We start from the raw sequence: 26903 nt of genomic DNA, 5'->3' as shown, positions 1-26903 counted from the left end.
TGCGCGTAAGCGCAGGTCAGAGCCGCTCCGCCGGCATGGCGCCTCGCGCCGAGAGACCATCCACCGCTGTCCCGAAGGACGTATCAACCATGGCCGCCACCCCGCAGAAGCCTGCCGCCGCGCAGCAGCCTGCCACCGCGACCCCCCGCCGCAGGGCGAGCCGTCACCGCGGAGAGGGACAGTGGGCCGCGGGGCACTTCACCCCGCTCAACGGCAACGAGCAGGTCAAGAAGGACGACGACGGTCTCAATGTGCGGACACGCATTGAGACGATCTACTCCAAGCGGGGCTTCGACTCGATCGATCCCAGCGACCTGCGCGGCCGCATGCGGTGGTGGGGCCTCTACACCCAGCGCAAGCCCGGGATCGACGGCGGCAAGACCGCGGTCCTGGAGCCGGAGGAGCTGGACGACACGTACTTCATGCTGCGGGTGCGCATCGACGGCGGCGCGCTGACCACGCGGCAGCTGCGCGTCGTCGGCGAGATCTCGCAGGAGTTCGCGCGCGGCACCGCGGACATCACGGACCGTCAGAACGTCCAGTACCACTGGATCCGCATCGAGGACGTGCCCGAGATCTGGGACCGCCTGGAGGCCGTCGGCCTGTCCACGGTCACCGCCTGCGGCGACACGCCCCGCGTGATGATCGGCTCTCCCGTCGCGGGCATCGCCGAGGACGAGATCATCGACGGCACCCCGGCGCTGGAGGAGATGAAGCGCCGCGTCCTGGGCAACAAGGCGTACTCGAACCTGCCCCGCAAGTTCAAGACGGCCATCTCCGGCTCGCCGGTGCTCGACGTGGTGCACGAGATCAACGACGTGGCGTTCGTCGGCGTCCGCCACCCCGAGCACGGGCCCGGTTTCGACCTGTGGGTCGGCGGCGGCCTGTCCACCAACCCCAAGCTGGGCGTGCGGCTCGGCGCCTGGGTGCCCGTCGAGGACGTGCCCGACGTCTACGAGGGCGTCCTGTCCATCTTCCGCGACTACGGCTACCGCCGGCTGCGCAACCGGGCGCGACTGAAGTTCCTGGTCGCCGACTGGGGCGCGGAGAAGTTCCGTCAGGTGCTGGAGGACGAGTACCTGAAGCGCAGGCTGACCGACGGTCCGGCGCCCGCCGAGCCGGTGTCGCGGTGGCGCGACCACATCGGGGTGCACCGCCAGAAGGACGGCCGCTACTACGTCGGCTTCGCGCCGCGCGTCGGCCGGGTCGACGGCGCCACCCTCACCAAGATCGCGGACATCGCCGAGGCGCACGGCTCGGGCCGGGTGCGCACCACCGTCGAACAGAAGATGATCATTCTCGACGTCGAGGAGTCCCAGGTCGACTCCCTGGTGGAGTCCCTGGAGGCGCTGGACCTCAGCGCCCGCCCCTCGCCGTTCCGGCGCGGCACCATGGCCTGCACCGGCATCGAGTTCTGCAAGCTCGCCATCGTCGAGACCAAGGCGCGCGGCGCCTCGCTGATCGACGAACTGGAGCGGCGCATGCCGGAGTTCGACGAGCCGATCACCATCAACCTCAACGGCTGCCCCAACGCCTGCGCCCGTATCCAGGTGGCGGACATCGGTCTCAAGGGCCAGCTCGTGCTGAACGACAAGGGCGAGCAGGTCGAGGGCTACCAGGTGCACCTCGGCGGCGCGCTCGGCCTGGAGGCCGGCTTCGGCCGCAAGGTGCGCGGCCTGAAGGTCACCGCGGACGAACTGCCGGACTACGTGGAGCGGGTGCTGAAGCGTTTCCAGGAGGAGCGCGAGGACGGCGAGCGATTCGCGTCCTGGGCCACCCGCGCCTCCGAGGAGGCCCTGTCGTGAGCGAGCGCGCGGCGCCGTTCTACTGCCCCTACTGCGGCGACGAGGACCTCCGCCCCAGTGAGGAAGGGCACGGCGCCTGGGAGTGCGCGGCCTGCAACCGCGCCTTCCGGCTGACGTTCCTCGGGCTGCTGGCCCGGGGTCTGGACCGATCCGACACGGGAGGGGACCCGGCATGACGGCCGTTCCGGACGAGCGCGGCACCGTCGAGTTGCGGGAACTGGCCGAGCAGGCGGGCCGGGACCTGGAGGACGCCTCCGCGCCGGAGATCCTCACCTGGGCCGCCGAGACCTTCGGCAGGCGCTTCTGCGTGACCTCCTCCATGGAGGACGCGGTGGTCGCCCACCTCGCCTCCCGGGCGCTGCCCGGGGTGGACGTGGTGTTCCTCGACACCGGCTACCACTTCCCCGAGACCATCGGCACCCGGGACGCCGTGGAGGCCGTGATGGACGTCAACGTCATCACGCTCACCCCCCGGCAGACGGTCGCCGAACAGGACGCCGAGTACGGGCCGAGGCTCCACGACCGCGACCCCGACCTGTGCTGCAGGCTCCGCAAGGTGCGGCCGCTGGAGGAGGGCCTGAAGGACTATCTGGCCTGGGCGACCGGCCTGCGCCGCGACGAGTCCCCGACCCGGGCGGACACCCCCGTCGTCGGCTGGGACGAGAAGCGCCGGAAGGTGAAGATCTCCCCCATCGCCCGGTGGACCCAGGACGACGTGGACGCCTACGTCGCCGAACACGGCGTCCTCACCAACCCGCTGCTGACGGACGGCTACGCCTCCGTGGGGTGCGCCCCCTGCACCCGCCGCGTGCTGGAGGGCGAGGACGCCCGCGCCGGCCGCTGGGCGGGCCGCGCCAAGACCGAGTGCGGACTGCACGGCTGACCCCCATGACCGCGCCTTCGACGAACCAGGAGAACCACGTGACGACCGGAGCCACCGTCTGGCTCACGGGTCTGCCGAGTGCGGGCAAGACCACCATCGCGCACGAACTCGCCGCCCGGCTGCGCGAACAGGGCCGGCCGGCCGAGGTGCTCGACGGCGACGAGATCCGCGAGTTCCTCTCGGCGGGCCTCGGCTTCAGCCGCGAGGACCGGCACACCAACGTGCAGCGCATCGGCTTCGTCGCCGAACTGCTCGCCCGCAACGGCGTGCTGGCGCTCGTCCCGGTGATCGCCCCCTACGCCGACAGCCGCGAGGCCGTCCGGGCCCGGCACGAGGCGAACGGCACCCCGTACGTCGAGGTGCACGTGGCGACGCCGGTGGAGGTGTGCTCCGTCCGCGACGTGAAGGGCCTGTACGCCAAGCAGGCCGCGGGCGAGCTGTCCGGGCTCACCGGCGTCGACGACCCGTACGAGGAGCCCGAGAAGCCCGATCTGCGCATCGAGTCGCAGCACCAGACCGTGCAGGAGTCCGCGGCGGCCGTTCACGCCGTGCTCAGCGAAAGGGGACTGGCATGACGACCGCCGCCACCACCGTCGAGGAGGGTACGGACAGCCCGTACGCCCTCTCCCACCTGGACGCCCTCGAGTCCGAGGCCGTGCACATCTTCCGCGAGGTGGCGGGTGAGTTCGAGAAGCCGGTGATCCTGTTCTCCGGCGGCAAGGACTCCATCGTCATGCTGCACCTGGCGCTGAAGGCGTTCGCGCCCGCGCCGGTGCCGTTCGCGCTGCTCCACGTGGACACCGGGCACAACTTCCCCGAGGTCCTCGACTACCGCGACCGCACGGTCGCCGAGCACGGGCTGCGGCTGCACGTCGCCTCCGTGCAGGACTACCTCGACCGCGGCGTCCTCAAGGAGCGCCCGGACGGCACCCGCAACCCGCTGCAGACGGTGCCGCTCACGGACACCATCCGCGAGCAGGGCTTCGACGCGGTGTTCGGCGGCGGCCGGCGCGACGAGGAGAAGGCCCGCGCCAAGGAGCGGGTGTTCTCGCTGCGCGACGAGTTCTCCCAGTGGGACCCGCGCCGCCAGCGCCCCGAGCTGTGGAACCTGTACAACGGCCGGCACGCCCCCGGCGAGCACGTGCGCGTGTTCCCGCTGTCCAACTGGACCGAGCTGGACGTGTGGCAGTACATCGCCCGCGAGAACATCGAACTGCCCGAGATCTACTACGCGCACGAGCGCGAGGTCTTCCAGCGCGGCGGCATGTGGCTCACCGCCGGCGAGTGGGGCGGCCCCAAGGACGGCGAGACGGTCGAGAAGCGCCTGGTGCGCTACCGCACCGTCGGCGACATGTCCTGCACCGGCGCGGTCGACTCCGACGCCGACACCATCGAGAAGGTGATCACGGAGATCGCCGCCTCCCGGCTCACCGAACGCGGCGCCACCCGCGCCGACGACAAGCTGTCCGAGGCCGCGATGGAAGACCGCAAGCGCGAGGGGTACTTCTAAGCATGAGCACGATCACGACCGAGGAGCTCTCGGCCACCACCCTGCTGCGGTTCGCCACCGCCGGCTCCGTCGACGACGGCAAGTCCACCCTGGTGGGCCGGCTGCTGCACGACTCCAAGTCGGTGCTCGCCGACCAGCTGGAGGCGGTCGAGCGGGTCTCCGCCAGCCGTGGCCAGGACGCCCCCGACCTCGCGCTGCTCACCGACGGCCTGCGCGCCGAGCGGGAACAGGGCATCACGATCGACGTGGCGTACCGTTACTTCGCCACGCCCCGGCGGCGGTTCATCCTCGCCGACACCCCCGGCCATGTGCAGTACACGCGGAACATGGTCACCGGCGCCTCGACCGCCGAGCTGACGGTGATCCTGGTCGACGCCCGCAACGGCGTGGTCGAGCAGACCCGCCGGCACGCGGCGATCGCCGCGCTGCTGCGGGTGCCGCACGTGGTGCTCGCCGTGAACAAGATGGACCTGGCCGGCTACCAGGAGCCGGTGTTCGCCGCGATCGCCGAGGAGTTCACCGCCTACGCCACCGAGCTGGGCGTCCCCGAGGTGACCGCCATCCCGATCTCGGCGCTGGTCGGCGACAACGTGGTGGACCCGTCCGCGCACATGGACTGGTACGGCGGCCCCACCGTGCTGGAGCACCTGGAGACCGTGCCGGTCAGCCACGACCTGACCCGCTGCCACGCCCGGCTGCCCGTGCAGTACGTGATCCGGCCGCAGAGCACCGAGCACCCCGACTACCGCGGCTACGCCGGGCAGATCGCCGCCGGCACCTTCCGGGTCGGCGACGAGATCACCGTGCTGCCCTCGGGCCGCTCGACCACGATCACCGGCATCGACCTGCTCGGCAAGCCCGTCGACGTCGCCTGGACGCCGCAGTCGGTGACGCTGCTGCTCGCCGACGACATCGACATCTCCCGCGGCGACCTGATCGTCCCGGCCAAGGACGCCCCGGCCACCACGCAGGACCTGGAGGCGACCGTCTGCCACGTCGCCGACGAGCCGCTGAGGGTCGGCCACCGCGTGCTGCTCAAGCACGGCACCCGCACGGTCAAGGCGATCGTCAAGGACATCCCGTCCCGGCTCACGCTGGACGATCTGTCCCTGCACCCGCACCCGGGCCGGCTCTCCGCCAACGACATCGGCCGCGTCACCCTCCGCACCGCCGAACCGCTGCCCGCCGACACCTACGCCGACTCCCGCCGCACCGGGTCGTTCATCCTGATCGACCCCAACGACGGGACCACGCTGACCGCGGGCATGGTCGGCGAGTCCTTCGCCTCCCCCGACCCGGTCGACGACGAGGCGGACGACGACGGGTGGGACTTCTGACCGCCCGCCGGCCCCGCCCCGCACCTGTACAGCTCTGAACCCGCCGACGGCCCGGCCGCGCACCGACCGCGCGTGACCGCCGGGCCGCCACCGAGAGGAACGTCTCCCTTGCCTGCCACGACCGCCCTGCGCCGCGCCCTCGCGGCGCTGGCCGTGCTGCCGTTGCCGGCCCTGGCCGCCTGCGGTTACGGGTCCCAGGCCAAGGACACGGACCCCGCGCGGGTCGTCTCGGGCGCCAGGACCGACGGTCTGGACGCCGTCCGGATCGGCTACTTCGGCAACCTCACCCACGGCACCGCCCTGGTCGGCGCCCAGAAGGGGTTCTTCCAGAAGGAACTCGGGGGCACCGAGGCGAAGTACGCGGTGTTCAACGCGGGCCCCTCGGCGATCGAGGCGCTCAACTCCGGTTCCCTGGACATCGGTTTCCTCGGCCCCTCCCCCGCGGTCAACGGCTGGGCCAAGGCGGACGGCAAGAATCTGCGCATCGTGGCCGGTTCGGCGTCCGGCGGGGTGAAGCTGGTCGTGAACCCGGACAAGGTGAGGTCGCTCGAGGACGTCGAGGGGAAGCGGATCGCGACCCCGCAGCTCGGCAACACCCAGGACGTGGCGTTCCTCAACTGGGCCGCCCGGCAGGGCTGGAAGGTCGACCCGCAGAGCGGCAAGGGCGACGTCACCGTCGTCCGCAGCGACAACAAGGTCACCCCGGACGCGTTCAGGTCCGGGTCGGTCGACGGGGCCTGGGTGCCGGAGCCGACCGCGTCGCGGCTGGTCGCGCAGGGCGGCAAGGTGCTGCTGGACGAGGCGTCGCTGTGGCCGGACGGCAAGTTCGTGATCACCAACGTCGTCGTCCGCCAGGAGTTCCTCGACAAGCACCCCAAGGCCGTCGAGGCCGTGCTGCGGGCGTCCGTCGCGTCCAACCGGTGGATCAACGCCCACCCGGAGGAGGCCAAGGAGGCCGCCAACGCGCGGCTCGCGGCCGACACCGGCAAGCCGCTGCCCGCGGAGGTGCTCGACCCGGCCTGGAAGTCGATCACCTTCCTGGACGACCCGCTGGCCGCCACCCTCAGGACGCAGGCGCGTCACGCCGTCGAGGCGGGCCTGCTGGAGCAGCCGGACCTGAAGGGCATCTACGACCTCTCCCTGCTCCGCAAGGTCCTCCAGGCGGCCGGCCGGCCCGCCGTCGACGACGCCGGACTCGGCGTCCGGTCCTGACCCGCACGCATCCCAGGAGGTGACGACCATGGCCACGACCCTCGCCAAGGCCGCCGACGGCACGCAGTCGGCCACGCACGCGGCCCGTGTCGAGCACGTCTCGAAGTCCTTCGCGGGCCCCGCCGGGCGGCAGCTCGTGCTGGACGACATCAGCCTCGACGTCGCCCCCGGCGAGTTCGTCACCCTCCTCGGCGCCTCCGGCTGCGGCAAGTCCACCCTGCTCAACCTGGTCGCCGGCCTCGACCGGCCCACCGCCGGAGCCATCACCACCGACGGCCGGCCCGCCCTGATGTTCCAGGAACACGCCCTGTTCCCCTGGCTCACCGCCGGCAAGAACATCGAACTCGCCCTCAAACTGCGCGGCACCCCCAAGAGCGAACGCCGCGAGCGCGCCGAACAGCTCCTGGAGCTGGTCCGCCTCAAGGGCGCCCACGGCAAGCGCGTCCACGAGCTGTCCGGCGGCATGCGCCAGCGCGTCGCCCTCGCGCGCGCCCTCGCCCAGGAGAGCCGGCTGCTGCTGATGGACGAGCCGTTCGCCGCGCTCGACGCCATCACCCGCGACGTCCTCCACGACGAACTCACCCGCATCTGGCGCGAGACCGGCCTGTCCGTCCTCTTCGTCACCCACAACGTCCGCGAGGCCGTCCGTCTCGCCCAGCGCGTCGTCCTGCTGTCCTCCCGCCCCGGCCGCATCGCCCGGCAGTGGACCGTGGACATCCCGCACCCGCGCCGCATCGAGGACACCGCCGTAGCCGAGCTGTCCGTCGAGATCACCGAGCAACTCCGTGGGGAGATCCGCCGACATGGCCAGCACTGACACCACCTCCAAGGACGCCGGCGACCTCGCCGGACTGGAAGCGGGCCTGGACGCGCTCGAGACCGTCCAGACCACCCGCACGCCGCTGCGGCAGACCCTCACCCAGAAGATCCTCCCGCCGGTCGTCGCCGTCGCGCTCGTGCTGACCGTGTGGCAGTCGCTGATCACCTTCAGGATCGTCGACGACCCCACCAAGCTGCCCGCGCCCGCCGACGTCTGGCACGTGCTGGAGAAGGCCTGGCTCCAGGGGGAACTCCTCGGCTACATCTGGACCTCCGTCTCCCGCGGCCTGCTCGGCTTCTGCCTCGCCCTCGTCATCGCCACCCCCCTCGGCCTGCTCCTCGCCCGCGTCAAACTGATCCGGGCGGCGATCGGCCCCATCCTGTCGGGCCTGCAGTCCCTGCCCTCGGTCGCCTGGGTCCCGCCCGCCGTCATCTGGCTCGGCCTGAACAACCAGATGATGTACGCGGTCATCCTCCTGGGCGCCGTGCCCTCCATCGCCAACGGACTGCTCTCCGGCGTCGACCAGGTTCCGCCGCTGTTCCAGCGCGCCGGACGCACCCTCGGCGCCACCGGCCTCAAGGCCACCTGGCACATCACCCTGCCCGCCGCCCTCCCCGGCTACGTCGCCGGCCTCAAGCAGGGCTGGGCCTTCTCCTGGCGCTCCTTGATGGCCGCCGAGATCATCGCCTCCTTCCCCGACCTCGGCGTCGGCCTCGGACAGCTCCTGGAGAACGGCCGCAACGCCAGCGACATGGCGATGGTCTTCGAGGCGATCCTGCTCATCCTCACCGTCGGCATCGCCGTCGACCTGCTGATCTTCAGCCCGCTCGAACGCCGGGTCCTGCGCACCCGCGGACTCCTGGTGAAGAGCTGAGGTGCGTGTGATGCGTCGTCCCGTCCTGCTCGTCGTCGCCCACGGCAGCCGCGATCCGCGGCACGCCGCGACCGTCCACGACCTGGTGCGCCGGGTGCGCGCCCAGCGCCCCGGACTGCGGGTGGAGACCGGGTTCCTGGACTTCAACGTGCCGTCCGTCGGCGCGGTACTGCGGTCCCTGGACGCGGAGGGGGTGCGCGACGTGGTCGCGCTGCCGCTCCTGCTCACCCGGGCCTTCCACGCCAAGGCGGACATCCCCGCGGTGCTGGCCGAGGCGCCGCCGCGGCTGCGGATCCGCCAGGCGGACGTGCTGGGCCCGTCCCCGCTGCTGCTGGCGGCCCTGGAGCGCCGGCTCCACGAGGCGGGCCTGACGCCCGCCGACCGGTCCTCGACCGGGGTCGTGCTGGCCTCGGCGGGGTCCTCCGACCCGGAGGCGATCGCAGTGATCGCAGACGTCGCGCGGGAGTGGCGGCACACCGGTTGGTGCGCCGTGCGGCCTGCGTTCGCCTCCGCATCCCTTCCCCGCACCGAGGACGCGGTGCGGGAGCTGCGGGAGCTCGGCTGCGCCCGCGTCGCCGTCGCCCCGTACGTCCTGGCGCCGGGCCGGCTGCCCGACCGGATCGCCCGGGGCGCGGCCGGGGCGGACGTCCTGGCGGACGTGCTGGGCCCGTCCCCGGAGGTCGCCCAGGTCCTCCTGGAGCGCTACGACGCGGCCCGGACGCCGCTGCTGACGGCGCTGGGCGCCTGAGCCGGGGCTCAGTCCGCGGTCATCTCCACCAGCTTGCGCACCGTGTTCCAGTTGCGGCTGGTGGCGACGACGCCTCGGGCCAGGCGGGGCTTCGACAGATGCTCGGCGAGCTTGGAGCGGCCGAGGCCGTCGGGGACGTACAGGTAGAGGGCGCGGTCGCCGAGGCGGAAATCCTCGGGGAGGTAGGTCTCGCGGTCGATCTCCGCGAACCGGTCCTCGGTGACGGGTGCGGAGTAGTAGGTGACGTGGAGCTGCTTCGGCTCCAGATCGCCGGCCGGGAAGGGGCAGGCCTCGACCACGCCCCTCAGATAGGCGTGGTCGCGGACGATCACGTCCACGTCGAGGCCGAAGCGGCCGGCGAGCGCCCCGGACAGGTCGACGGCCAGCGACTCCTCGCCGCCGTGTCCCGCGGTGAACGCGGCCTGGCCGCTCTGCAGATACGTGCGGACGTCCCGGAGGCCGAGGCTCTCGAGCAGGCCCCGCAGCTCGGCCATCGGAACCTTCTTGCCGCCGCCCACGTTGATGCCGCGCAGCAGCGCCGCGTATCTCGTCGCCATGGCCCCGACTGTAGTGCGGCCGTCGTGCCCCGTGGGGGCGGGCACGACGGCCGGGGCGCCCGCGCGCGGCGGGCCTCGCAACTCTGACCGACGGGCGGGGCCCGGAGCAACCTGAACACACAGCTGTGACTTGTTCAACAAGGTTGCGGAATGGCTGTGCCCGGTTTCCGTCCCCCGCCCCCCGACCCTGATCCACCGTGCCGGTGTCCCGGACATGTGTAGGGGGCCACGGTCCTCCCCTGTGCGGAGAAGGGGCGCACCACAGGGATGACCACGGGCCCGGCAGCTTCACCGGGCAGCACGACGAGACGCGCTCACACCGCCCCTACCGTCGAAACGTCAGGTGGCGGCAGGGGGTCGCCGCCGCGGACGAGGGAGCGGACCCGTCATGGGGAACGGAGACACGCGGGTACGGGGGCTCGCCGCCCGCGCCGGCGGCTGGAGCGCCCGGCACCGCTGGGCGGCCGTCGGCATCTGGGTGCTGTTCGTGGTGCTGGCGATGGGGCTCGGCTCGGCCGCGGGCCGGGTCGACGTCGAGGACAGTGAACAGCTCAAGGGGGAGACCGGCACCGCGGCCCGCATCATCGAGGAGGCCGGGATCGAGGAGCCGGCTTCCGAGACCGTGCTCGTCCAGGCGAAGGACGCCGGGCTCACCTCCGCCGACGCGGAGTTCCGCTCCGCGGTCGCCGCGGTGATGACGGCCGTGGAGCGGACCGGCGAGGTCACGGACGTCACCTCGCCGTACGACAGCGGCACGGTGTCGAAGGACGGGCGCAGCGCGCTGGTCCAGTTCGATGTGCGGGGCGACCCGCAGACGGCCGGTGAGCGGATCGAGCCGGTGCTGGACGCGGTGGCGGACGTCCAGAAGGAGCACGGGTCGCTGCGGATCGAAGAGATCGGCGGCGCCAGCATGATGAAGACGTTCGACGACGCGTTCGGCGACGACTTCAAGAAGGCCGAGTACTCGGCGGTGCCGGTCGCCCTCGGCATTCTGCTGATCGCGTTCGGCGCGCTGGTGGCGGCGCTGCTGCCGGTCGCCCTGGCGATCACCGCGATCATGGCGACGATGGGCCTGATGGGGCTCGTCAGCCACCTCCAGCCGATGAGCGACACCGCCAACTCGGTGATGCTGCTGGTGGGTCTGGCCGTCGGCGTCGACTACTGCCTCTTCTACCTGCGCCGTGAGCGCGAGGAGCGGGAGGCGGGCCGGGACGCGCGGACCGCGCTGCGGATCGCCGCCGCGACCAGCGGCCGGGCGATCGTCGTCTCCGGTGTCACGGTGTGCGTGGCGATGGCGGGCATGCTGTTCACCGGGATCGCCGAGTTCGAGGCGATGGGCCTGGCCTCGCTGATGGTGGTGGCCGTCGCCATGGTCGGCTCCGTGACCGTGCTGCCCGCGCTGCTGTCGCTGCTGGGCGAGCGGGTCGAGAAGGGCAAGGTGCCGTTCCTGCGCCGGCGGACGAGCGGCGGCAACGACAGCCGGTTCTGGTCGGCGGTGCTGAAGAGGGTCCTCGCCCGGCCGGTGCTGTCGGTGGCGGTGGCGACCGGTGCGCTGCTCGCGGTGGCCGCGCCCGCGCTCGGCATGAAGACCGAGAACCTCACGCTGGACCAGGAGTTCGGCGACTCTCTGCCGATCGTGCAGACGTACAACCGGGTCAACGAGGCGTTCCCGGGCGGTTCGGAGCCGGCCGAGGTGGTCGTCAAGGCGGACGACATCAACGCGCCGGAGGTGAAGGCGGCGCTGGCCGACTTCCGTGAGCAGGCGGTCAGTTCGGGCGCCTCGCGCGGCCCGGTCGAGATCAAGCTGCACGACCAGCAGAACCTGGCGTTCGTCTACGTGCCGCTGGTGGGCGGCTCCGACCAGGACGCGGCGGGCGCCAGCCTGGAGAAGCTGCGCGACGAGGTGCGGCCCGCGACGCTCGGCGAGGTCGACGGGGTCGAGGCGCCGATCACCGGTCAGGTGGCGGGCAACAAGGACTTCAACGACCAGCTGGTCGGCTCGGTGGTCCCGGTGTTCGCGTTCGTGGTGGTGTTCGCCTTCCTGCTGATGCTGCTGTCGTTCCGCTCACTGACGGTCGCGGTCACCTCGATCGTGCTGAACCTGCTGTCGGTGGGCGCCGCGTACGGCATCCTCGTGGCGGTCTTCCAGCACGGCTGGGGCGCGTCCCTGGTGGGCGCGGAGGGCGTGGGCGCCATCATCACCTGGCTGCCGCTGTTCCTCTTCGTGATCCTGTTCGGCCTGTCGATGGACTACCACGTGTTCGTGGTGTCCCGGATCCGTGAGGCGCGGGCGCGCGGGCTCCAGACGCGGGACGCGATCCGGCACGGGGTGGTCACCACGGCCGGCGTGGTCACCAGCGCCGCGGTCATCATGGTCGCCGTGTTCGCGATCTTCGGGACGCTGTCCATGCAGTCCATGAAGCAGATGGGCGTGGGCCTGGCGGCGGCGGTGCTGATCGACGCCACGGTCATCCGGGGCGTGCTGCTGCCGGCGGTGATGGCGCTGCTGGGCGAGCGCAACTGGTACTTCCCGAAGTGGCTGCACCGGCTGCCCGACCTGACGCACGACGAGGCGCCCGCGGCCGTCACGCCGAAGGCGCGGGACGACGAGGGCGAGAAGGTACCGGTCTGACCGGCACGGACGGCACGGCCCAGGGCCCGGCGGCTGCCACCGCCGGGCCCTTCCCGTGCCGTCGGGCCCGGGAACGGCGGGCGTGTGCCTCAGCCGTGGGCGGGGAGTTCCGCCTCGATCAAGTCGGCGGCCCTGCGGGTGCCGCCCTCCTCGGCCATGTCCGCCTGGACGGCCTTGAGGCGGCGGGCGACCTCCGGGTCGTCGACCAGGGCGAGGGCCGCGGTGCGCAGCGCGTCGGCCGTCGCCTCCTGGGCGGGCAGGTGCCGGGCCACCCCGAGCGCCTGGAGCATGTCCGCGTTGCCGAACTGGTCCACGGCCTGCGGCACGGCGATCATCGGGGTGGCGGTGGCCAGTCCCTCCTGGCTGCCGCCCGCACCCGCGTGGGTGACGAACAGGTCGGCCTGCTTGAGGACCGCGAGCTGCGGCACCCAGGACCGCACCTCGACGTTGGACGGAACGTCGTCGACCCCGCCGAGCTCGGCGGGGTCGACGTGCTTGCCGATCTGCAGCACCAGATGCCAGCCGGGCAGCCCGGCGAACGCCTCGACGCACGCCCGGTAGAAGGCCGGCTGCTTGGTGAAGGAGGAGCCGAGCGACACCAGGACGACCTTCTCCGCCCCGGCCGGCCGCTGCCAGTCCCCCTCGGCGCCGCGGTCACCCTGACAGGCGCCCACGAAGGAGTACACGCGCTCGTCGACCCGGTCGGCGTTCGGCTGGAGCGCCTTCGGGATGAGCACGAGGGAGCGGTCCGGACGGCCGGCGAAGTCGTCGGGGTGCAGGGAGATCCCGTTCTCCTCCAGCCAGGCCTGGAAGCGGGCGTAGTACGCCTTGCCGCGTGCGGTCTTCTTGGGCTCCTCCCACATCGGCTCGGCGATCTCCTTCTCGTAGCCCTCCCAGGCGACGAGGTTCGGCGAGAGGGAGACGGCGGGCACGCCCCAGCGGTGGGCCAGCACGCGGGCCGGGTAGGCGGTGATGTCGTGCAGCACGAGGTCGGGGGTGTCGCCCTCGTACGCCTCGAGGAGCTGCGGGAGCGCCTGCACGGCGTCCGCGAGGAAGGGCTCGACGTTGTCGAGGAGGGTGGTGCCCCAGGCCTCGGGGTCGTCGTCGGGGCCGGGCAGGGTGGAGTTCCACAGCTTGGGCTCGGCGCCGGTCTCGGCGACCTTGTCGGCGAACAGGGGCGGGATCGCGTACGTCACCCGGTGCCCGCGCGCCACCAGCTCGCGGATCACCTCGAGGCTGGGGTTCACGTGCCCGTGGGCGGCGATGGAGAACATGGCGATGTGCGCGGGAGCGGTCATGCGACGACCTTAAGCGAGACGAGACGTCTCGTACAACTCGATAACGCGCGCACTGCTCACCGCTGGTACCGGGCGAGGACCAGGTTGCCGTCCTTCTCCAGCCTCTTCCGCAGCTCGTCGAGGCCGATCGCGCCGCTGTAGTACTCCTGGAGCGCCGGGGTGGCGACCTTGTCCTTCCACTCCGGGTAGCCCCGTACGGACTGCGCGGGCGCCGGGCGCAGACGGGCGGCCAGCGCCGTGCCGGTGGCCCACCCGTGTTCGGGGGTGCGCAGGGCCGGGTCGGCGAGGGCCTGGCGGCCGGTGGGCAGCATCCAGTCGCCGAGCGCCAGGCGCACCATGTTCCGCGGCTGGAGCAGGAAGTCGAGGAAGGCCACGGCCTCCTTCTTGTGCGGGCAGTCCTCGGCGACGGACAGCGTCTGCGGGCTGACGCCCTGGGCGAGTCCGCCGGCCCCGGCCGGTGCGGGCAGCACCTGCCACTCGAAGCCCTCCGGCGCCTGCTGGACGATCTGCTGGCGGTACGAGAAGCCGAGCGGCACCATCGCGTACGTGCCCGCGAAGAGGCCGGGCAGGGTGTCGGAGCCGCCGCTGCCGAGGGTGGTCGGCGAGGCGCTGCGGTCGGTGTTCACCTGCTCGTGGATGGTGCGCGGGACGACCTCGTCGCCCTCCTCGAACCGCACGGTGACCTTCCCGCCGGCGTCGCGGTGGAAGAGCCGGCCGCCCGCGGAGAGGGACAGGTTGAGGGTCGCGGACACCGGCTCCTTGAGCGGCCAGGCCACCCCGTAGCGGCCGTCGCCGGACAGCTCCTTCGTCACCTCGCGGAACTCGTCCCAGCTCCAGGGGTGTTCGGGCGTCGGGACGCGGACGCCCGACTCCCTCAGGCGGGCGGCGTCGGCGATGAGGACGCGCGGCTCCTGGAGGAAGGGCACGCCGTAGACGCCGTCGTCGAAGGTGACGGACTGCCAGGCGAGCGCCGGGATGTCGGAGGTGAGCCGCTCGGGCAGCAGCTCCGTGAGGTCGGCGAGGTGGCCTCCGTACGCGAAGTCGGCGAGGTCGTCGGAGGCGTCGTGGACGATGTCGGGCGCCTCGCCGCCCTCGAAGGAGGTGAGGAGCTGGTCGTGGACGCTGTCCCAGCTGCCCTGGACGTACTCCACGCGGACGTCCGGGTGGAGGGCGTTCCACTCGTCGACCAGTTCCTTGGTGGCCTCGACCGACTCCTGCTGCCAGGCCAGGGACTGGAAGCGCAGGGTGACCCGGCCGTCGTCACGGGTGGGTCCTGAGGAGCAGCCCGCGAGGAGCAGGGCCGACGCGAGGATCCCGACGAGCATCCTGGTGCGGGTCATGCGGGTCGTGCGGCTCATGCGGGTCATCAGCCCTTCACCGCCCCGGCGAGGAGGGAGCCGGTGATGCGGCGCTGGATGAGCGCGAACACCAGCAGGGAGGGAAGCGTCGCGAGGAACGCGGCGGCGGCCAGCGGGCCGAGGTCGGCGACCCCCTCGGCGCCGATGAAGCGGGTGAGGAGCACCGGCAGCGTCTGCTGTTCCGGCGTCTTCAGCAGCACGAGGGCGAAGAAGAACTCGTTCCACGCGGTGACGAAGGCGAACAGCGCGGTCGCCGCGATGCCCGGCGCGAGCAGCGGCGCGGTCACCGACACCAGGGTGCGCAGCCGCCCCGCGCGCCGTCCACGGCCGCCGCCTCCTCCAGCTCGGCCGGCACGGCACGGACGTACCCGGTGAGCATCCACAGGGCGAAGGGCAGCGACCAGACGACGTAGACCAGCACCAGGCCGGGCAGCGAGTCGATGAGCCGCAGGTTCTTCAGCACCAGGAACAGCGGGATGATCAGCAGCACGAACGGGAACGCCTGGCTGACCACCACCCAGCCGGTCGCCGCCCGCGCCAGGGCGCCGCGGTGGCGGGCCATGACGTACGCCGTCGGGGTGGCCACGGCGACCGCGACGAGGGCCGCGGCGGACGCGGTGAGCAGGGAGTTGAGGGCGGCGCGCAGCAGCGGCTGCTCGTCGAAGGCCTGACGGAAGTTGGCCAGGGTGGGGTCCCGCGGGATCCAGGTGGGGTGCAGCCCGGCGAGCTCGGTGGCCGGCTTGAACGCGGTGGACACCAGCCAGACGAACGGGAAGGCCAGGAAGACGAGGTACGCGAGCAGGGCGGCGTACTGGCCGGCGCGGGCGGCGGGACGGGTCCTCAACGCTCGTCGCCTCCCCTCAGCCGGCCCACGAGGAACACGGCGAGCAGCACCGAGATCACGGCGACCATCACACAGCCCATGGCGGCCGCGTAGCCGAACTGCCCGTACCGGAAGGCCTCTTCGTAGGCGAACAGCATGGGCAGCCGGGTGCGTCCGCCGGGGCCGCCGTTGGTGAGCACATAGACCAGGGCGAAGGAGTTGACGTTCCAGATCAGGTTGAGCGCCGTGATGGCGAGGGCCACGGGCCGCAGCGCGGGCCAGGTGACCGTGCGGAAGCGGCGCCAGGCTCCCGCGCCGTCCACGGCCGCGGCCTCGTGCAGTTCGCGTGGGGTGTTCTGGAGTCCGGCGAGCAGCGCCACCGTGGTCTGCGGCATGCCCGCCCACACGCCGACGACGATCACCGCGGGCAGAGCGGTGGCGAGGCCGCTCAGCCAGTCTCGGTCGCCGCCGAACCCGAGGTCGCGCAGCGTCTCGTTGAGGATGCCGGCGTCCGGGTTGTAGGTGATGCGCCACATGATGCCGACGACCACCTCGGGCATCGCCCAGGGCACGATCGCCAGGGCGCGGGCCGCCCAGCGCAGCCGCAGGTCCTGGTCGAGCAGCAGGGCCAGGCCGAGCGCCAGCAGGAACTGCGGGACCGTCACGCCGACCGCCCACACCAGCCCGATGCGGAACGACTCCCAGAACAGGGTGTCCCGCAGCAGGTCCTGGAAGTTCAGCGCGCCGATCCAGCGGGTCGGCTCGGTACGGCCGGACTGGGCGTCGGTGAAGGACAGCAGGATGCCGTAGAGCAGCGGGCCGACGCTGAGCACCAGGATCGGGATCAGCGCGGGCAGCACCAGGAACCACGGGCCGTGATCGACGGCACGCCGTCCCGGGCGGCTCGGGCCGGGCGCGCGGGGCTCGGATCTCCTCGCCTCGGTGACCGACGTCACGGCATCAGCCCCTTCGCACGGTGAGGGGTGTGGCCCCGGTCATGGTCGTGAACACGACACCGCACGTCAAGGGCCCGCGCACACCACCCGACCTGTGCGAATGCGAGACTGACCGGCGAACGGCCGGACGGAGGCGCCCGGCGGGGCCGGCGGGCCCGGTACGGACACGGAGGCGGAAGCGATGGACGAGGCGCGGGCGCGGGAGGTTCTGGAGGCCGCGGGGGTGCTGCCCCAGGACGCCGGGGACGTACGGCTGCTGGCGCTCGGGGAGAACGCGGTGTTCGCCGCCGGGGACCTGGTGGTCAAGGTGGGCCGGGACGCGGAGTTGAGGGAGCGGGCCCGCCGCGAGCTGGCCGTCGCCGGATGGCTGGCCGAGCGGGGCGTGCCCGCCGTGCGGCCTGCCGTGTCCGAGGCGCTGCTGGTGGAGGGGCACCCGGTGACCGTGTGGCACCGGCTGCCCGACCCGGTGCGGCCCACCGAGCCGAAGGACCTCGCCGCGCTGCTGCGGCAGGTGCACGCGCTGCCCCCTCCCCCCTTCACCCTGCCGCCCCGCGCGCTGCTGGACGGCGTCGAGCGCTGGCTGCGGCTCGCGGGCGACGCGATCGACCCGGCGGACGCGGCGTATCTGCGCGAGCGGCGCGACGGGTTCGCGGCGGCGGCCGCCGCGCTGACGCCCCGGCTGCCGCGCGGGCCGATCCACGGCGACGCGCTGCCGCGCAACGTGCACGTCGGCCCGGACGGTCCCGTGCTGATCGACCTGGAGACCTTCTCGTCGGACCTGCGCGAGCACGACCTGGTGGTGATGGCCCTCTCCCACGACCGCTACGGGCTGCCGGACGAGGCCTACGACTCCTTCACCGAGACCTACGGCTGGGACGTGCGCGAGTGGGAGGGGTGCTCCGTGCTGCGCGGGGCGCGGGAGACCGCCAGCTGTGCCTGGGTCGCCCAGCACGCCCCGGGCAACCCCAAGGCCCTGGCCGAGTTCCGCCGCCGGGTGGCGTCGCTGCGGGACGGGGACGAGACCGTGCGCTGGTACCCGTTCTGAGCGGGGCGCGTCAGAGGGCGGGCCGCAGGGGCTGCTCCGCCGGTTCGCGCAGCGGCCAGGTGCTGTCGACCACGGCGGCCGGGTCGCCCTTGCGGCGCAGGAAGTCCTGGAAGTCCGCCGCCCAGGCCGCGTACCACTCGATCTGACGGCGGTGCAGCTCCGCCGGGCCGAGGGCCGCGACCTTCGGGTGGCGGTCGGCTATCGCGCAGGCCAGGCGCGCGGCGGCGAGGGCGTCGGCCGTCGCGTCGTGCGCCGCGTCGAGGGGGACCCCGTACTCCGCGCAGACCGCCTCCAGGGTGCGCTTGCCACGGCGGTAGCGGTCGACGGCGCGGTCGATGGTGTACGGGTCGATGACCGGGGCCGGGTCGGCGCCGAGGCGGTCGCGCAGGGACGGCAGTCCGTACCGCCGCAGCTCGGCGGAGAGCAGGCTCAGGTCGAACGAGGCGTTGTAGGCGACGACCGGGACGCCGGTCTTCCAGTAGGCGGCGAGAACACCGGCGATGGCGTCGGCCACCTGGTCGGCGGGGCGGCCCTCGGCGGCCGCGCGCTCGTTGCTGATGCCGTGGACCGCCACCGCGTCGGCGGGGATCGGCACGCCCGGGTCGGCCAGCCACTCCCGGCGCCCCAGCGTCCCCCCCGCCCGGAGCTCGATCACGGCTCCTGTGACGATCCGCGCCTCGCGCGGGTCCGTCCCCGTCGTCTCCAGGTCGAAGCCGATCAGCAGCTCCCGGTGCCAGCCCATGGGCTGCCCCCCTTCTGTGCGGTGCGTTCCCCCAGTGGCTTTCACCCTCGCACGCGCCACTGACAACCAGAGGATCGCATTCCGTTTGCCGGGCGGACCGGGCGGCCCCGGAACACACGCGGACCTGGAGGTTCAGGACACCGGCCGTGAATCCGCCCACATCTGCTCGAACTCCTCGCGGTAGGTGGGGAAGAGACCGCCCTCCTCCGTCTCGCCCGGCTTGACCACCTTCGCCCCGTTGCGCAGGACCAGCACCGGCGCCTCCATGCCGCGGGTGCGGCGCAGATGGTTCTGCACCACGGCGATGCCGTCCGAGCCGTCGCCGTCGACCAGGTAGGCCGTGCAGCGCGGCGTCTCGTCGTAGACCTGGATCTCGAAGGCGCCCGGGTCACGCAGCCGGGACCGCACGCGGCGCATGTGGAGGATGTTCATCTCCACGGACCGGCCCAGCTCGCCCCGTTTGATGCCCAGTTCGCGCTCGCGCCGCTTGACCGCGCTGGAGGCCGGGTTGAGGAACAGCAGCCGCACCCGGCAGCCGGACTCGGCGAGCCGCACCAGGCGGCGCCCCGAGAAGTTCTGCACGAGCAGGTTCAGACCGATGCCGATGGCGTCGAGCCGCCGGGCCCCGCCGAACATGTCCTCGGCCGGGAACTGGCGCAGCAGCCGCACCCGGTCCGGATGCACGGCGACCACGTCCGCGTACCGGTCGCCGACCAGGTCCTCGACCGCGTCCACCGGCAGCCGGCGCGCCGAGGGCACGTCGCCGCCCGCGCCGAGCATCTCGAGGAGCCGCGCGGAGGCCCGCTCGGCCTGGTTCAGCACCGCCTCGGACAGCGCCCGGTTGCGGGAGACCACGTTCCGGGTGACCTCCAGCTCGTCCAGTGCCAGCTCGACGTCCCGGCGGTCGTCGAAGTACGGCTCGAAGCAGGGCCAGTGCTGCACCATCAGCTCGCGCAGCTGCGGCAGGGTGAGGAACGACAGCACGTTGTCGTCGGCCGGATCGAGCAGATAGCCCTTGCGGCGGCTGACCTCGCGCACGGCGACCGCCCGCTGCACCCACTCCTGTCCGGCGGGTCCCGCGGCGGCGACCACCCAGTCGTCGCCGTGCACGGGCTCGTAGACCGGCCGCAGCACGGCGGCGACGACCGCGCGCAGCCGCTGCTCGACCAGGTTCAGCCAGATGTAGGCCCGGCCGGCCCGCTGCGCGCGCGTGCGCACCTCGCGCCACGCGTCCGCGCCCCAGTCCAGCTCCGGTCCGATCGAACCCGCGTCCATCGGCCGTGCCAGGGACACCGCACCGGGCGGGACGTCCGTGGAGCCGCTCCCCTCGTGACCCTCGTCACCAGGGGGCAGTTCCAGCCCTCCCGAGCCCACCCGCGCACCGCCTTCCAGTCCCCCGAGCACTCCCCGTCCAACGATCAAGGAGAGTACTCCGCATGCGGTGCGCGATGCAGCCCGATGGACAGGGTCGTTTCCCAACTTCCCCCGTCCAAGCGACCGTTCCGTTCCGCGCGGGCCGGCGAGTGAGCATGTTCATAGCGGGAATCACAGGAGGTGCGGTCCGCGGCGGCCGGGGCATGGGTAGGAAGGTGGACCCGCCCTCGATCCCGCCCGTTCGGGGAGACACGGGGACACTCGGAGCCCAGGCGTCCCCACCGGCGCCGTACACCTGAAAGAGTCGTGTCCATGCAGGTCTGGCCTGGCGAGGCGTATCCGCTCGGTGCCACGTACGACGGCGCCGGAACGAATTTCGCGGTCTTCACGGAGGCCGCGGACCGAGTAGAGCTGTGTCTGCTGCACGACGACGGCTCCGAAACCGCGGTCGAACTGCGGGAGAGCGACGCGTTCGTGCGGCACGCGTACCTGCCCGGGGTGATGCCCGGGCAGCGGTACGGCTTCCGTGTGCACGGGCCGTACGCCCCCGAGCGGGGGCTGCTCTGCAACTCCGCGAAACTGCTGCTCGATCCGTACGCGCGTGCGATCAGCGGCTCGGTCCAGTGGGGCGAGGAGGTCTACGGCTACCACTTCGACGACCCCGGACGGCGCAACGACCTGGACTCGGCGCCGCACACGATGACGTCGGTCGTGGTCAACCCGTACTTCGACTGGGGGGACGACCGCAGCCCCCGGACGGAGTACCACCACACGGTGATCTACGAGGCCCACGTCAAGGGCCTCACCATGCGTCACCCGGGGCTGCCCGAGGAGCTGCGCGGCACCTACGCGGGCCTGGCGCACCCGGCGATCATCGAGCACCTGACCGCACTGGGCGTCACCGCGCTGGAGCTGATGCCGGTGCACCAGTTCGTGAACGACCACCGGCTGGTCGACATGGGGCTGAACAACTACTGGGGCTACAACACCATCGGCTTCTTCGCCCCGCACAACGCCTACGCGTCCTGGGGCGACCGGGGCCAGCAGGTGCTGGAGTTCAAGTCGGCGGTCAAGGCGCTGCACGAGGCCGGGATCGAGGTGATCCTCGACGTGGTCTACAACCACACCGCCGAGGGCAATCACCTGGGTCCCACGCTGTCCTTCAAGGGCCTGGACAACCCCTCCTACTACCGGCTGACCGAGGACCCCCGGTACTACATGGACACGACGGGCACCGGGAACTCGCTGCTGATGCGGTCCCCGCACGTGCTCCAGATGATCATGGACTCGCTGCGGTACTGGGTCACCGAGATGCATGTCGACGGGTTCCGTTTCGACCTGGCGGCCACCCTGGCCCGGCAGTTCCACGAGGTGGACCGGCTGTCGTCGTTCTTCGACCTGGTGCAGCAGGACCCGGTGGTCTCGCAGGTGAAGCTGATCGCGGAGCCCTGGGACGTCGGCGAGGGCGGCTACCAGGTGGGCAACTTCCCGCCGCTGTGGACCGAGTGGAACGGCAAGTACCGGGACACCGTGCGGGACCTGTGGCGGGGCGAGCCGCGCACGCTCGCGGAGTTCGCGTCCCGGCTGACCGGCTCCTCCGACCTCTACCAGGACGACGGGCGGCGCCCGCTCGCCTCGATCAACTTCGTCACCTGCCACGACGGCTTCACCCTGCACGACCTGGTGTCGTACAACGAGAAGCACAACGAGGCCAACGGGGAGGACAACCGGGACGGCGAGAGCCACAACCGGTCCTGGAACTGCGGGGCCGAGGGCGACACCGACGACCCGGACGTGCTGCGGCTGCGGGCCCGGCAGATGCGGAACTTCATCGCCACGCTGATGCTCTCCCAGGGCGTGCCGATGATCAGCCACGGCGACGAGCTGGCCCGCACCCAGCGCGGCAACAACAACGCCTACTGCCAGGACGACGAGCTGGCCTGGGTGGACTGGCCCGACGGGGAGGAGGGTGCGGGCGAGGGGGCCGGGGAAGACGTCCGGCGGCAGCTGCTGGAGTTCACGCGCGCGATGGTGTGGCTGCGCAAGGACCACCCCGTCTTCCGCCGCCGCCGCTTCTTCCACGGCCGCCCCGTGGAGGGCACCCACGACGACCTCTCCGACATCGCCTGGTTCACCCCCGAGGGCGCGGAGATGACCCAGCGGGACTGGGAGTCGGCGCGGGCGTCGGCGCTGACCGTGTTCCTCAACGGCAACGCCATCTCCGAGCCCGGACAGCGCGGGGAGCGGATCACCGACGACTCGTTCCTGCTGATGTTCAACGCCTCCCCCAAGCCGCTGGACTTCGTGGTGCCCGTGGACCACGGCGCGCAGTGGCAGGTGGTGGTCGACACCGCCCGCGCGGACGGCGTCCCCCCGGGTACGGGTCCGAAGGTGTCGGCGGGCACCCGGCTGACGCTGGCCGACCGGAGCATGACGGTGCTGCAACGGCCGGCGTGACCGCGCCTCCCGGGGGGCGCTGCCCCCCCCCCGGACCCCCGCTCCTCGAACGCCGGAGGGGCCGGAAAGCAACCCCCGAACGGAGCAGCGAGGGCACGAGACGCGGCCACGCGGGTACGTACGTCCCATGACCACCCCTGAGCGTCCTGACCCGGCGGTGCCCACGGCGACCTACCGGCTCCAGCTCCAGCCCGGCTTCCCGTTCGCGGCGGCGGCCGAGGCCGTGCCGTACCTGGCCTCGCTCGGCGTGTCCCATCTGCATCTGTCGCCGGTCCTGGAGGCGGTGCCCGGCTCCCCGCACGGCTACGACGTGGTGGACCCCGCGCGCGTACGGGAGGAGCTGGGCGGCGAGGAGGGGCTGCGGGAGCTGTCCCGCACCGCGCGGCGGCACGGGCTCGGGCTGGTGGTGGACATCGTCCCGAACCACATGGCGATGTCCCCGCGCCACAACCCGGCGCTGTGGGAGGTGCTGCGCGACGGCCCGTCCTCGCGCCGTGCCCGCTGGTTCGACATCGACTGGGAGGCGCAGGGCGGGCAGGTGCTGCTGCCGGTGCTCGGCGGGCCGCTCGGCGAGGAGGCGGACCGGCTGAAGACCGACGGGGACGTGCTGCGCTACTACGACCACGTCTTCCCGCTGCGCGAGGGCACGGCCTCCCTGCCGCTGCCGCAGCTGCTGGACGCCCAGTGGTACCGGCCGGTGTGGTGGCGGCTGGCCCGCACCGAGCTGAACTACCGGCGGTTCTTCAGCATCTCCGAGCTGATCGGGGTGCGGGTGGAGGACCCCGAGGTGTTCGAGGCGACGCACGCGAAGATCCTGGAGCTGCTGCACGAGGGCGTGGTCGACGGGCTGCGCGTCGACCACCCGGACGGGCTCGCCGACCCCGGCGGCTATCTGCGGCGGCTGCACGAGGCGACGGGCGGCCGCTGGACGGTGGTGGAGAAGATCCTCGCCGACGGCGAGGGGCTGCCCGCCTCCTGGCCGGTCGCCGGCACCACCGGTTACGACGCCCTGCGCCACGTCGACGGGCTGTTCATGGACCCGGACGGGTTCGGGGAGCTGCAGGGCCGCTACCGGGCGTACGCGGCCCCTCAGACGGACCGGGGCGGCGACTGGGACGCCACCGTGCGGCGGGCCGCGTACAAGGTGCTCACGCACGAGCTGGCCGCCGAGACCGAGCGGCTCACCCGGGTGGCGAGCCGGCTGTGCGCGACCGCCCCCGAGACCGCGCTGCGGGACCGCGCGCCGTGGGCGCTGCGCACCGCGCTGACGGAGCTGCTGGTGCGGCTGGAGGTGTACCGGCCCTACTCCCCCGAGGACGCGGCCACGGTGGTGACCGAGGAGGCCGCGGCCGAGGCCCGGCGCGCGTTCGCCGTCCCGGAGGAGGCGGGCGCGGTGGACGTCGTGCGGGACCTGCTGCTGGGGCGGTACGGGGACGGGCCCGCGCACGTGGAGTTCCGTACGCGGTTCGCGCAGACGGCGTCGGCGCTGCGGGCCAAGTCCGTGGAGGACACGGCGTTCTACCGCTACGTGCCGCTGCTGTCGGCGACGGAGGTGGGCGGCGAGCCGGGCGGCCCTGCGGTGGCCCCGGACCGCTTCCACGCGTACTGCGCGCGCGTGCAGCGCGACTGGCCGGCCACGGGGACGGTGCTGTCCACGCACGACGCCAAGCGCAGCGCGGACGTGCGGGCGGCGCTGCACGTGCTCACCGAGTGCCCGGAGCGCTGGGCGGACGTCCTCACGGAGGTGTCCCGCGCCGGGCAGGCCGTGCCCGACGGGCAGACGGCGTGGGCGGCCTGGCAGACGGTGTTCGGGCTGGGCCCGGCCGAGGAGGAGCGGGTGCAGGCGGCGCTGCTGAAGCATGTGCGGGAGGCGGGCCTGTTCACCAGCTGGACCGAGCAGGAGCCGCCGTACGAGGAGGCGGTGGCGCGCTTCGTGACGGCGGGGCCGTGCGGGGTGCCGGGGCGGAAGGTCGCGGAGCTGCGGGAGGCGCTGGAGCCGCACATCCGGGCGAACGTGCTGGGGGCGGCGCTGGTGCACCTGACGATGCCGGGCGTGCCCGACCTGTACCAGGGCACGGAGCACGAGTACCGGGCGCTGGTCGACCCGGACAACCGGCGCCCCCCGCGGCTCGGCGAGGGCGGCGGCGACAAGGAGGCGGTGACCCGGGCGGCGCTGGCGCTGCGGGCGCGACGGCCGGAGGTCTTCGGCACGACGGCGTCGTACGAGCCGCTGACCGCGGTGGGGGCCGCGGCGGACCACTGCCTGGCGTTCGCCCGCTCCGGCGAGGTGGTCACCGCGGTGACCCGCCTCTCGCTGCGCCTCGCGGAGTCGGGCGGCTGGGGCGACACCCGGCTGCCGCTGCCGCGGGGGCGGTGGGCCGATGTCCGGGAGCCGGGGCGGGAGTTCTCAGGAGAGGCGCGGGTGGCGGAGCTGTTCGCCGCGTCGCCGGTGGCGCTGTTGGAGCGGGTGCCGGAGTGACGGTGGTTCCCTCGGTGGGGGCGCTGTGCGGAGTCGGTGCGCGGTCGGCGCACGGCCGGTGCGGACCCGTGGGGGACGCGCGGCGGGCGCGGGACGGCCGACGTGCGGGAAGAGGGCCGTGGTGTGCCTCCGAGCGCCCCCTGGCGGCTCCCCCGCGCCGCCCTTGACACCGTCTCGCGGCCGTGGGGTACTGCGCAGTGCGAGTGCGGGCGGTGACGGGGGGTGGGTCCGCTGCGGGAGTCGCGCTATCCGACGGTGGCCGAGCTGGTCTTCTCCGCCCGGGCACTGACCGTCCAGTGGCCGGGTCTGTGTGTGCTGCGGCAGGTGGGGGTGTCCCGTGGCGGACGGCCGCTGCACCTGCTGTCCGTGGGACGCGCCCGGCACGCCGTCCTGGTCGTGGCGGGCGCCCACGCCAACGAGCCGGCGGGCAACGGGACGCTGCTCGCGCTGGCCCGGCGCGCCCTGCTCGAGCGGGAGCTGCGGGACGGCGTCTCCTGGCACTTCCTGCTGTGCGCGGACCCCGACGGGGCGAGCCTGCACGTCACCCCGGCGCCGCGCAGCCTGTACGACTACCACCTGGGCTTCTTCCGCCCGGCCGGGCCCGAGCAGCCGGAGTGGGCGCCCTCGGTGCTGCCCGCCGACCGGCTGCCCCCGGAGACGCGGGCGCTGACCGGGGTGATCGACGAGCTGCGGCCCTTCCTCCAGGTGTCCCTGCACGGCACCGATCTGGGCGGCAGCTGGGTGCAGTTGACGCGAGACGTGCCCGGACTGGCGGAACCGTTCGCCAAGTCCGCGGCGGAGCTGCACATCCCGGTGGAGACGGGCGCCTCGGACGCGGCGGGCTGGCCCGCGTCGGGGCCCGGCGTGCATGTGATGCCCGCGCCGGAGGCCGCCCCGGCCTACCCGAGCCTGACCGACGACGCCCGGCACAGCACCTGGTACCACGCGCACCGGTACGGCGGTCTGACCGCGGTGGTCGAGGTGCCGATGTGGGCGAGCGACCTGGTCGACGACCCGGCCCCGCACCCGGCGCCCGACACGGCGATGCACGCGCTCGCGGAACGCCTGCTGCGGGACGCGGGCGAGGTGCGGCACGTGCTGGAGGGCGTACGGCCCGGACCGCCGTCCGCCGAGGCCGGCGGTCCGCTGCTGCGGGCGGCCACCTGGGCGCTGGAGCTGGTGCCGGGGCTGGCCGCCGACCTGGTCCGCACCCCGCCCGCCGACGGCACCCGCGCCTACGTCGGCAGCGTGGACGCCTTCGCGCGCCGGGTGCCGCTGCGGGCGGCGGCGATGCTGCGGCGCGCGCTGCGCGACACCGACGCCGAGGCGGCGGCCCGCCTGGACCGCCTGGTCGCCCACTGGAGCGACGCCTTCGCCGCCCGCTTCCGCGCCCGCTGGGTCCCGGTCCGCCACCAGGTGGAACACCAGTCCCGCACGGTGGTGGCGGCCGCACGGCAGGCGCGGGTGGGGCTGAGGTGAGGGGGGTTCAGGTCCCGTCCAGTGCGAACAGCGCCCCCGTGCGGGCCCGCAGCGCGCAGGCGTTCGGGAAGGTTTCCTTCCAGGTGACCGGGCGGTCGCGCCACATGCCCTCCGCGTGGGCCGTGACCGGGGCGTAGATCATCGGGCAGAGCGCGTCCTGCGCGGGGAGGGCGGTGATGCGGCCGTCGGCGGCCGACAGCTGTGCGCAGGCCTCCTCCGCGTGGGGGTGGCCGCCGCCGGGCGGGTCGCAGCGCAGCAGGGTGCCGTCCTCCGCGCCGGCCGGGGCGTCCCCGTGGCTCACGCCGAGCATCAGCCAGTTCCCGGGCTCCGGCGCGGTGTCCGCGCGGGCCGCGGGCGTCGCGCCGGCGAGCAGGAGCAGGGCGGCGGCGGACAGCCCCGCCCCTACCGTCTTCACTGAGGTGTGCGTCATTCCCGGTGCATCGGCACGGTGGGCCCGGGACCCCAGCCCGGCTCACCCGAACGGGAGGCTCCGGGTGTCCTCCGTACCGCCACC

At 73.0% G+C, this 26903-nt stretch carries 22 protein-coding genes and 1 pseudogene; 15 read left to right on the top strand and 8 right to left on the bottom strand.

The genetic code is table 11. From position 1 onward, the window contains the following. Positions 1–89 precede the first annotated feature (89 nt). From ACP7TJ_RS26515 to ACP7TJ_RS26470, 10 genes are all read left to right on the top strand, one after another. Positions 90–1805 carry a nitrite/sulfite reductase gene (locus ACP7TJ_RS26515; RefSeq protein WP_093766182.1) on the top strand — a complete coding sequence of 572 codons (1716 nt, stop codon included), beginning with the start codon at positions 90–92 and terminating at the stop codon, positions 1803–1805. Then, complete coding sequence (locus ACP7TJ_RS26510; RefSeq protein ID WP_093766183.1) at positions 1802–1981, top strand: hypothetical protein; 180 nt, start codon at positions 1802–1804, stop codon at positions 1979–1981. The genes ACP7TJ_RS26515 and ACP7TJ_RS26510 overlap by 4 nt, the downstream gene beginning before the upstream one ends. Continuing rightward, positions 1978–2688: a phosphoadenylyl-sulfate reductase gene (locus ACP7TJ_RS26505; RefSeq protein ID WP_167742313.1), complete on the top strand. Its 711-nt coding sequence runs from the start codon at positions 1978–1980 to the stop codon at positions 2686–2688. The genes ACP7TJ_RS26510 and ACP7TJ_RS26505 overlap by 4 nt, the downstream gene beginning before the upstream one ends. A 5-nt stretch (positions 2689–2693) precedes the next feature. Next, positions 2694–3263, top strand: coding sequence for an adenylyl-sulfate kinase (cysC, locus tag ACP7TJ_RS26500; RefSeq protein WP_031020415.1), 570 nt, complete (start codon positions 2694–2696; stop codon positions 3261–3263). After that, positions 3260–4198 carry a sulfate adenylyltransferase subunit CysD gene (cysD, locus tag ACP7TJ_RS26495; protein ID WP_167742314.1) on the top strand — a complete coding sequence of 313 codons (939 nt, stop codon included), beginning with the start codon at positions 3260–3262 and terminating at the stop codon, positions 4196–4198. Before cysC ends, cysD begins: the two co-directional genes overlap by 4 nt. 2 nt (positions 4199–4200) lie before the next feature. Then, positions 4201–5535: a sulfate adenylyltransferase subunit 1 gene (locus ACP7TJ_RS26490; RefSeq protein WP_189908991.1), complete on the top strand. Its 1335-nt coding sequence runs from the start codon at positions 4201–4203 to the stop codon at positions 5533–5535. A gap of 108 nt (positions 5536–5643) precedes the next feature. Next, positions 5644–6747 carry an ABC transporter substrate-binding protein gene (locus ACP7TJ_RS26485; protein ID WP_427765863.1) on the top strand — a complete coding sequence of 368 codons (1104 nt, stop codon included), beginning with the start codon at positions 5644–5646 and terminating at the stop codon, positions 6745–6747. Between the two features lie 28 nt (positions 6748–6775). After that, the gene (locus ACP7TJ_RS26480; RefSeq protein ID WP_367543763.1) at positions 6776–7564 is read left to right on the top strand and encodes an ABC transporter ATP-binding protein; all 789 of its coding nucleotides are present in this window, start codon (positions 6776–6778) and stop codon (positions 7562–7564) included. Then, complete coding sequence (locus ACP7TJ_RS26475; RefSeq protein WP_093766189.1) at positions 7551–8441, top strand: ABC transporter permease; 891 nt, start codon at positions 7551–7553, stop codon at positions 8439–8441. Before ACP7TJ_RS26480 ends, ACP7TJ_RS26475 begins: the two co-directional genes overlap by 14 nt. A 10-nt stretch (positions 8442–8451) precedes the next feature. Further along, positions 8452–9189 (top strand): sirohydrochlorin chelatase, encoded by a 738-nt coding sequence (locus tag ACP7TJ_RS26470; RefSeq protein ID WP_167742319.1) that lies wholly within the window; start codon positions 8452–8454, stop codon positions 9187–9189. An 8-nt stretch (positions 9190–9197) separates the two neighbouring features. Here ACP7TJ_RS26470 and ACP7TJ_RS26465 read toward each other — a convergent pair whose 3' ends face one another. Continuing rightward, complete coding sequence (locus ACP7TJ_RS26465) at positions 9198–9746, bottom strand: DUF1697 domain-containing protein (RefSeq protein WP_427765858.1); 549 nt, start codon at positions 9744–9746, stop codon at positions 9198–9200. Between the two features lie 388 nt (positions 9747–10134). Between ACP7TJ_RS26465 and ACP7TJ_RS26460 the strand changes: the two genes are divergently transcribed. Next, entirely contained in the window at positions 10135–12378 is a 2244-nt protein-coding gene (locus ACP7TJ_RS26460) for an MMPL family transporter (RefSeq protein WP_228918872.1), read from the top strand. Between the two features lie 89 nt (positions 12379–12467). On the opposite strand, the gene mgt is transcribed toward ACP7TJ_RS26460, so the two are convergent. The 4 genes and pseudogenes from mgt to ACP7TJ_RS26440 form a co-directional block, all read right to left on the bottom strand. Beyond that, a complete protein-coding gene (mgt, locus tag ACP7TJ_RS26455) occupies positions 12468–13676 on the bottom strand; it encodes a macrolide-inactivating glycosyltransferase (protein WP_167742321.1) in 1209 nt (402 codons plus the stop codon). A 56-nt stretch (positions 13677–13732) separates the two neighbouring features. Then, positions 13733–15016: an ABC transporter substrate-binding protein gene (locus ACP7TJ_RS26450; protein ID WP_427767480.1), complete on the bottom strand. Its 1284-nt coding sequence runs from the start codon at positions 15014–15016 to the stop codon at positions 13733–13735. 26 nt (positions 15017–15042) lie between these two features. Then, positions 15043–15878 (bottom strand): annotated as a pseudogene (locus tag ACP7TJ_RS26445) (carbohydrate ABC transporter permease). Beyond that, positions 15875–16813, bottom strand: a complete 939-nt coding sequence (locus ACP7TJ_RS26440; protein WP_189908986.1) for a carbohydrate ABC transporter permease — start codon at positions 16811–16813, stop codon at positions 15875–15877. Before ACP7TJ_RS26440 ends, ACP7TJ_RS26445 begins: the two are co-directional and overlap by 4 nt. A gap of 181 nt (positions 16814–16994) precedes the next feature. On the opposite strand from ACP7TJ_RS26440, the gene ACP7TJ_RS26435 reads away from it, so the two are divergent. Next, entirely contained in the window at positions 16995–17858 is an 864-nt protein-coding gene (locus ACP7TJ_RS26435) for a phosphotransferase enzyme family protein (protein WP_167742323.1), read from the top strand. Between the two features lie 10 nt (positions 17859–17868). Here the strand turns inward: ACP7TJ_RS26435 and ACP7TJ_RS26430 are convergent, their stop codons facing one another. Further along, entirely contained in the window at positions 17869–18600 is a 732-nt protein-coding gene (locus ACP7TJ_RS26430; RefSeq protein WP_390920816.1) for a 3'-5' exonuclease, read from the bottom strand. A 132-nt stretch (positions 18601–18732) separates the two neighbouring features. After that, entirely contained in the window at positions 18733–19974 is a 1242-nt protein-coding gene (locus ACP7TJ_RS26425; protein ID WP_093766199.1) for an SAV2148 family HEPN domain-containing protein, read from the bottom strand. Between the two features lie 312 nt (positions 19975–20286). On the opposite strand from ACP7TJ_RS26425, the gene glgX reads away from it, so the two are divergent. The 3 genes from glgX to ACP7TJ_RS26410 all read left to right on the top strand — a co-directional run bounded on the left by glgX (position 20287) and on the right by ACP7TJ_RS26410 (position 26389). Beyond that, a complete protein-coding gene (gene glgX, locus ACP7TJ_RS26420) occupies positions 20287–22431 on the top strand; it encodes a glycogen debranching protein GlgX (protein ID WP_093766528.1) in 2145 nt (714 codons plus the stop codon). Between the two features lie 127 nt (positions 22432–22558). Continuing rightward, on the top strand, positions 22559–24910 hold the full coding sequence (treY, locus tag ACP7TJ_RS26415; RefSeq protein WP_427765852.1) for a malto-oligosyltrehalose synthase: 2352 nt from the start codon (positions 22559–22561) through the stop codon (positions 24908–24910). Positions 24911–25132: 222 nt separating this feature from the next. Continuing rightward, positions 25133–26389, top strand: coding sequence for a M14 family zinc carboxypeptidase (locus ACP7TJ_RS26410; protein WP_427765849.1), 1257 nt, complete (start codon positions 25133–25135; stop codon positions 26387–26389). A 7-nt stretch (positions 26390–26396) separates the two neighbouring features. Here ACP7TJ_RS26410 and ACP7TJ_RS26405 read toward each other — a convergent pair whose 3' ends face one another. Beyond that, complete coding sequence (locus ACP7TJ_RS26405) at positions 26397–26819, bottom strand: SSI family serine proteinase inhibitor (protein WP_208839834.1); 423 nt, start codon at positions 26817–26819, stop codon at positions 26397–26399. Positions 26820–26903 lie beyond the last annotated feature (84 nt).

It is taken from the genome of Streptomyces sp. DSM 41931, assembly GCF_050271085.1.
In the GTDB taxonomy this organism is placed as follows: domain Bacteria; phylum Actinomycetota; class Actinomycetes; order Streptomycetales; family Streptomycetaceae; genus Streptomyces; species Streptomyces albogriseolus.
This window is presented reverse-complemented; position numbering and strand designations above follow the sequence as displayed.

Bases quoted from the DNA above. Each gene is read 5' to 3' on its own strand.
- ACP7TJ_RS26490 (WP_189908991.1), top strand. From the start codon at position 4,201: ATGAGCACGATCACGACCGAGGAGCTCTCGGCCACCACCCTGCTGCGG.
- ACP7TJ_RS26470 (WP_167742319.1), top strand. From the start codon at position 8,452: ATGCGTCGTCCCGTCCTGCTCGTCGTCGCCCACGGCAGCCGCGATCCG.
- ACP7TJ_RS26460 (WP_228918872.1), top strand. From the start codon at position 10,135: ATGGGGAACGGAGACACGCGGGTACGGGGGCTCGCCGCCCGCGCCGGC.
- ACP7TJ_RS26435 (WP_167742323.1), top strand. From the start codon at position 16,995: ATGGACGAGGCGCGGGCGCGGGAGGTTCTGGAGGCCGCGGGGGTGCTG.
- ACP7TJ_RS26450 (WP_427767480.1), bottom strand. From the start codon at position 15,016: ATGACCCGCACCAGGATGCTCGTCGGGATCCTCGCGTCGGCCCTGCTC.
- ACP7TJ_RS26465 (WP_427765858.1), bottom strand. From the start codon at position 9,746: ATGGCGACGAGATACGCGGCGCTGCTGCGCGGCATCAACGTGGGCGGC.
- cysC (WP_031020415.1), top strand. From the start codon at position 2,694: ATGACCGCGCCTTCGACGAACCAGGAGAACCACGTGACGACCGGAGCC.
- ACP7TJ_RS26475 (WP_093766189.1), top strand. From the start codon at position 7,551: ATGGCCAGCACTGACACCACCTCCAAGGACGCCGGCGACCTCGCCGGA.
- cysD (WP_167742314.1), top strand. From the start codon at position 3,260: ATGACGACCGCCGCCACCACCGTCGAGGAGGGTACGGACAGCCCGTAC.
- treY (WP_427765852.1), top strand. From the start codon at position 22,559: ATGACCACCCCTGAGCGTCCTGACCCGGCGGTGCCCACGGCGACCTAC.
- glgX (WP_093766528.1), top strand. From the start codon at position 20,287: ATGCAGGTCTGGCCTGGCGAGGCGTATCCGCTCGGTGCCACGTACGAC.
- ACP7TJ_RS26405 (WP_208839834.1), bottom strand. From the start codon at position 26,819: ATGACGCACACCTCAGTGAAGACGGTAGGGGCGGGGCTGTCCGCCGCC.
- mgt (WP_167742321.1), bottom strand. From the start codon at position 13,676: ATGACCGCTCCCGCGCACATCGCCATGTTCTCCATCGCCGCCCACGGG.
- ACP7TJ_RS26430 (WP_390920816.1), bottom strand. From the start codon at position 18,600: ATGGGCTGGCACCGGGAGCTGCTGATCGGCTTCGACCTGGAGACGACG.
- ACP7TJ_RS26505 (WP_167742313.1), top strand. From the start codon at position 1,978: ATGACGGCCGTTCCGGACGAGCGCGGCACCGTCGAGTTGCGGGAACTG.
- ACP7TJ_RS26515 (WP_093766182.1), top strand. From the start codon at position 90: ATGGCCGCCACCCCGCAGAAGCCTGCCGCCGCGCAGCAGCCTGCCACC.
- ACP7TJ_RS26480 (WP_367543763.1), top strand. From the start codon at position 6,776: ATGGCCACGACCCTCGCCAAGGCCGCCGACGGCACGCAGTCGGCCACG.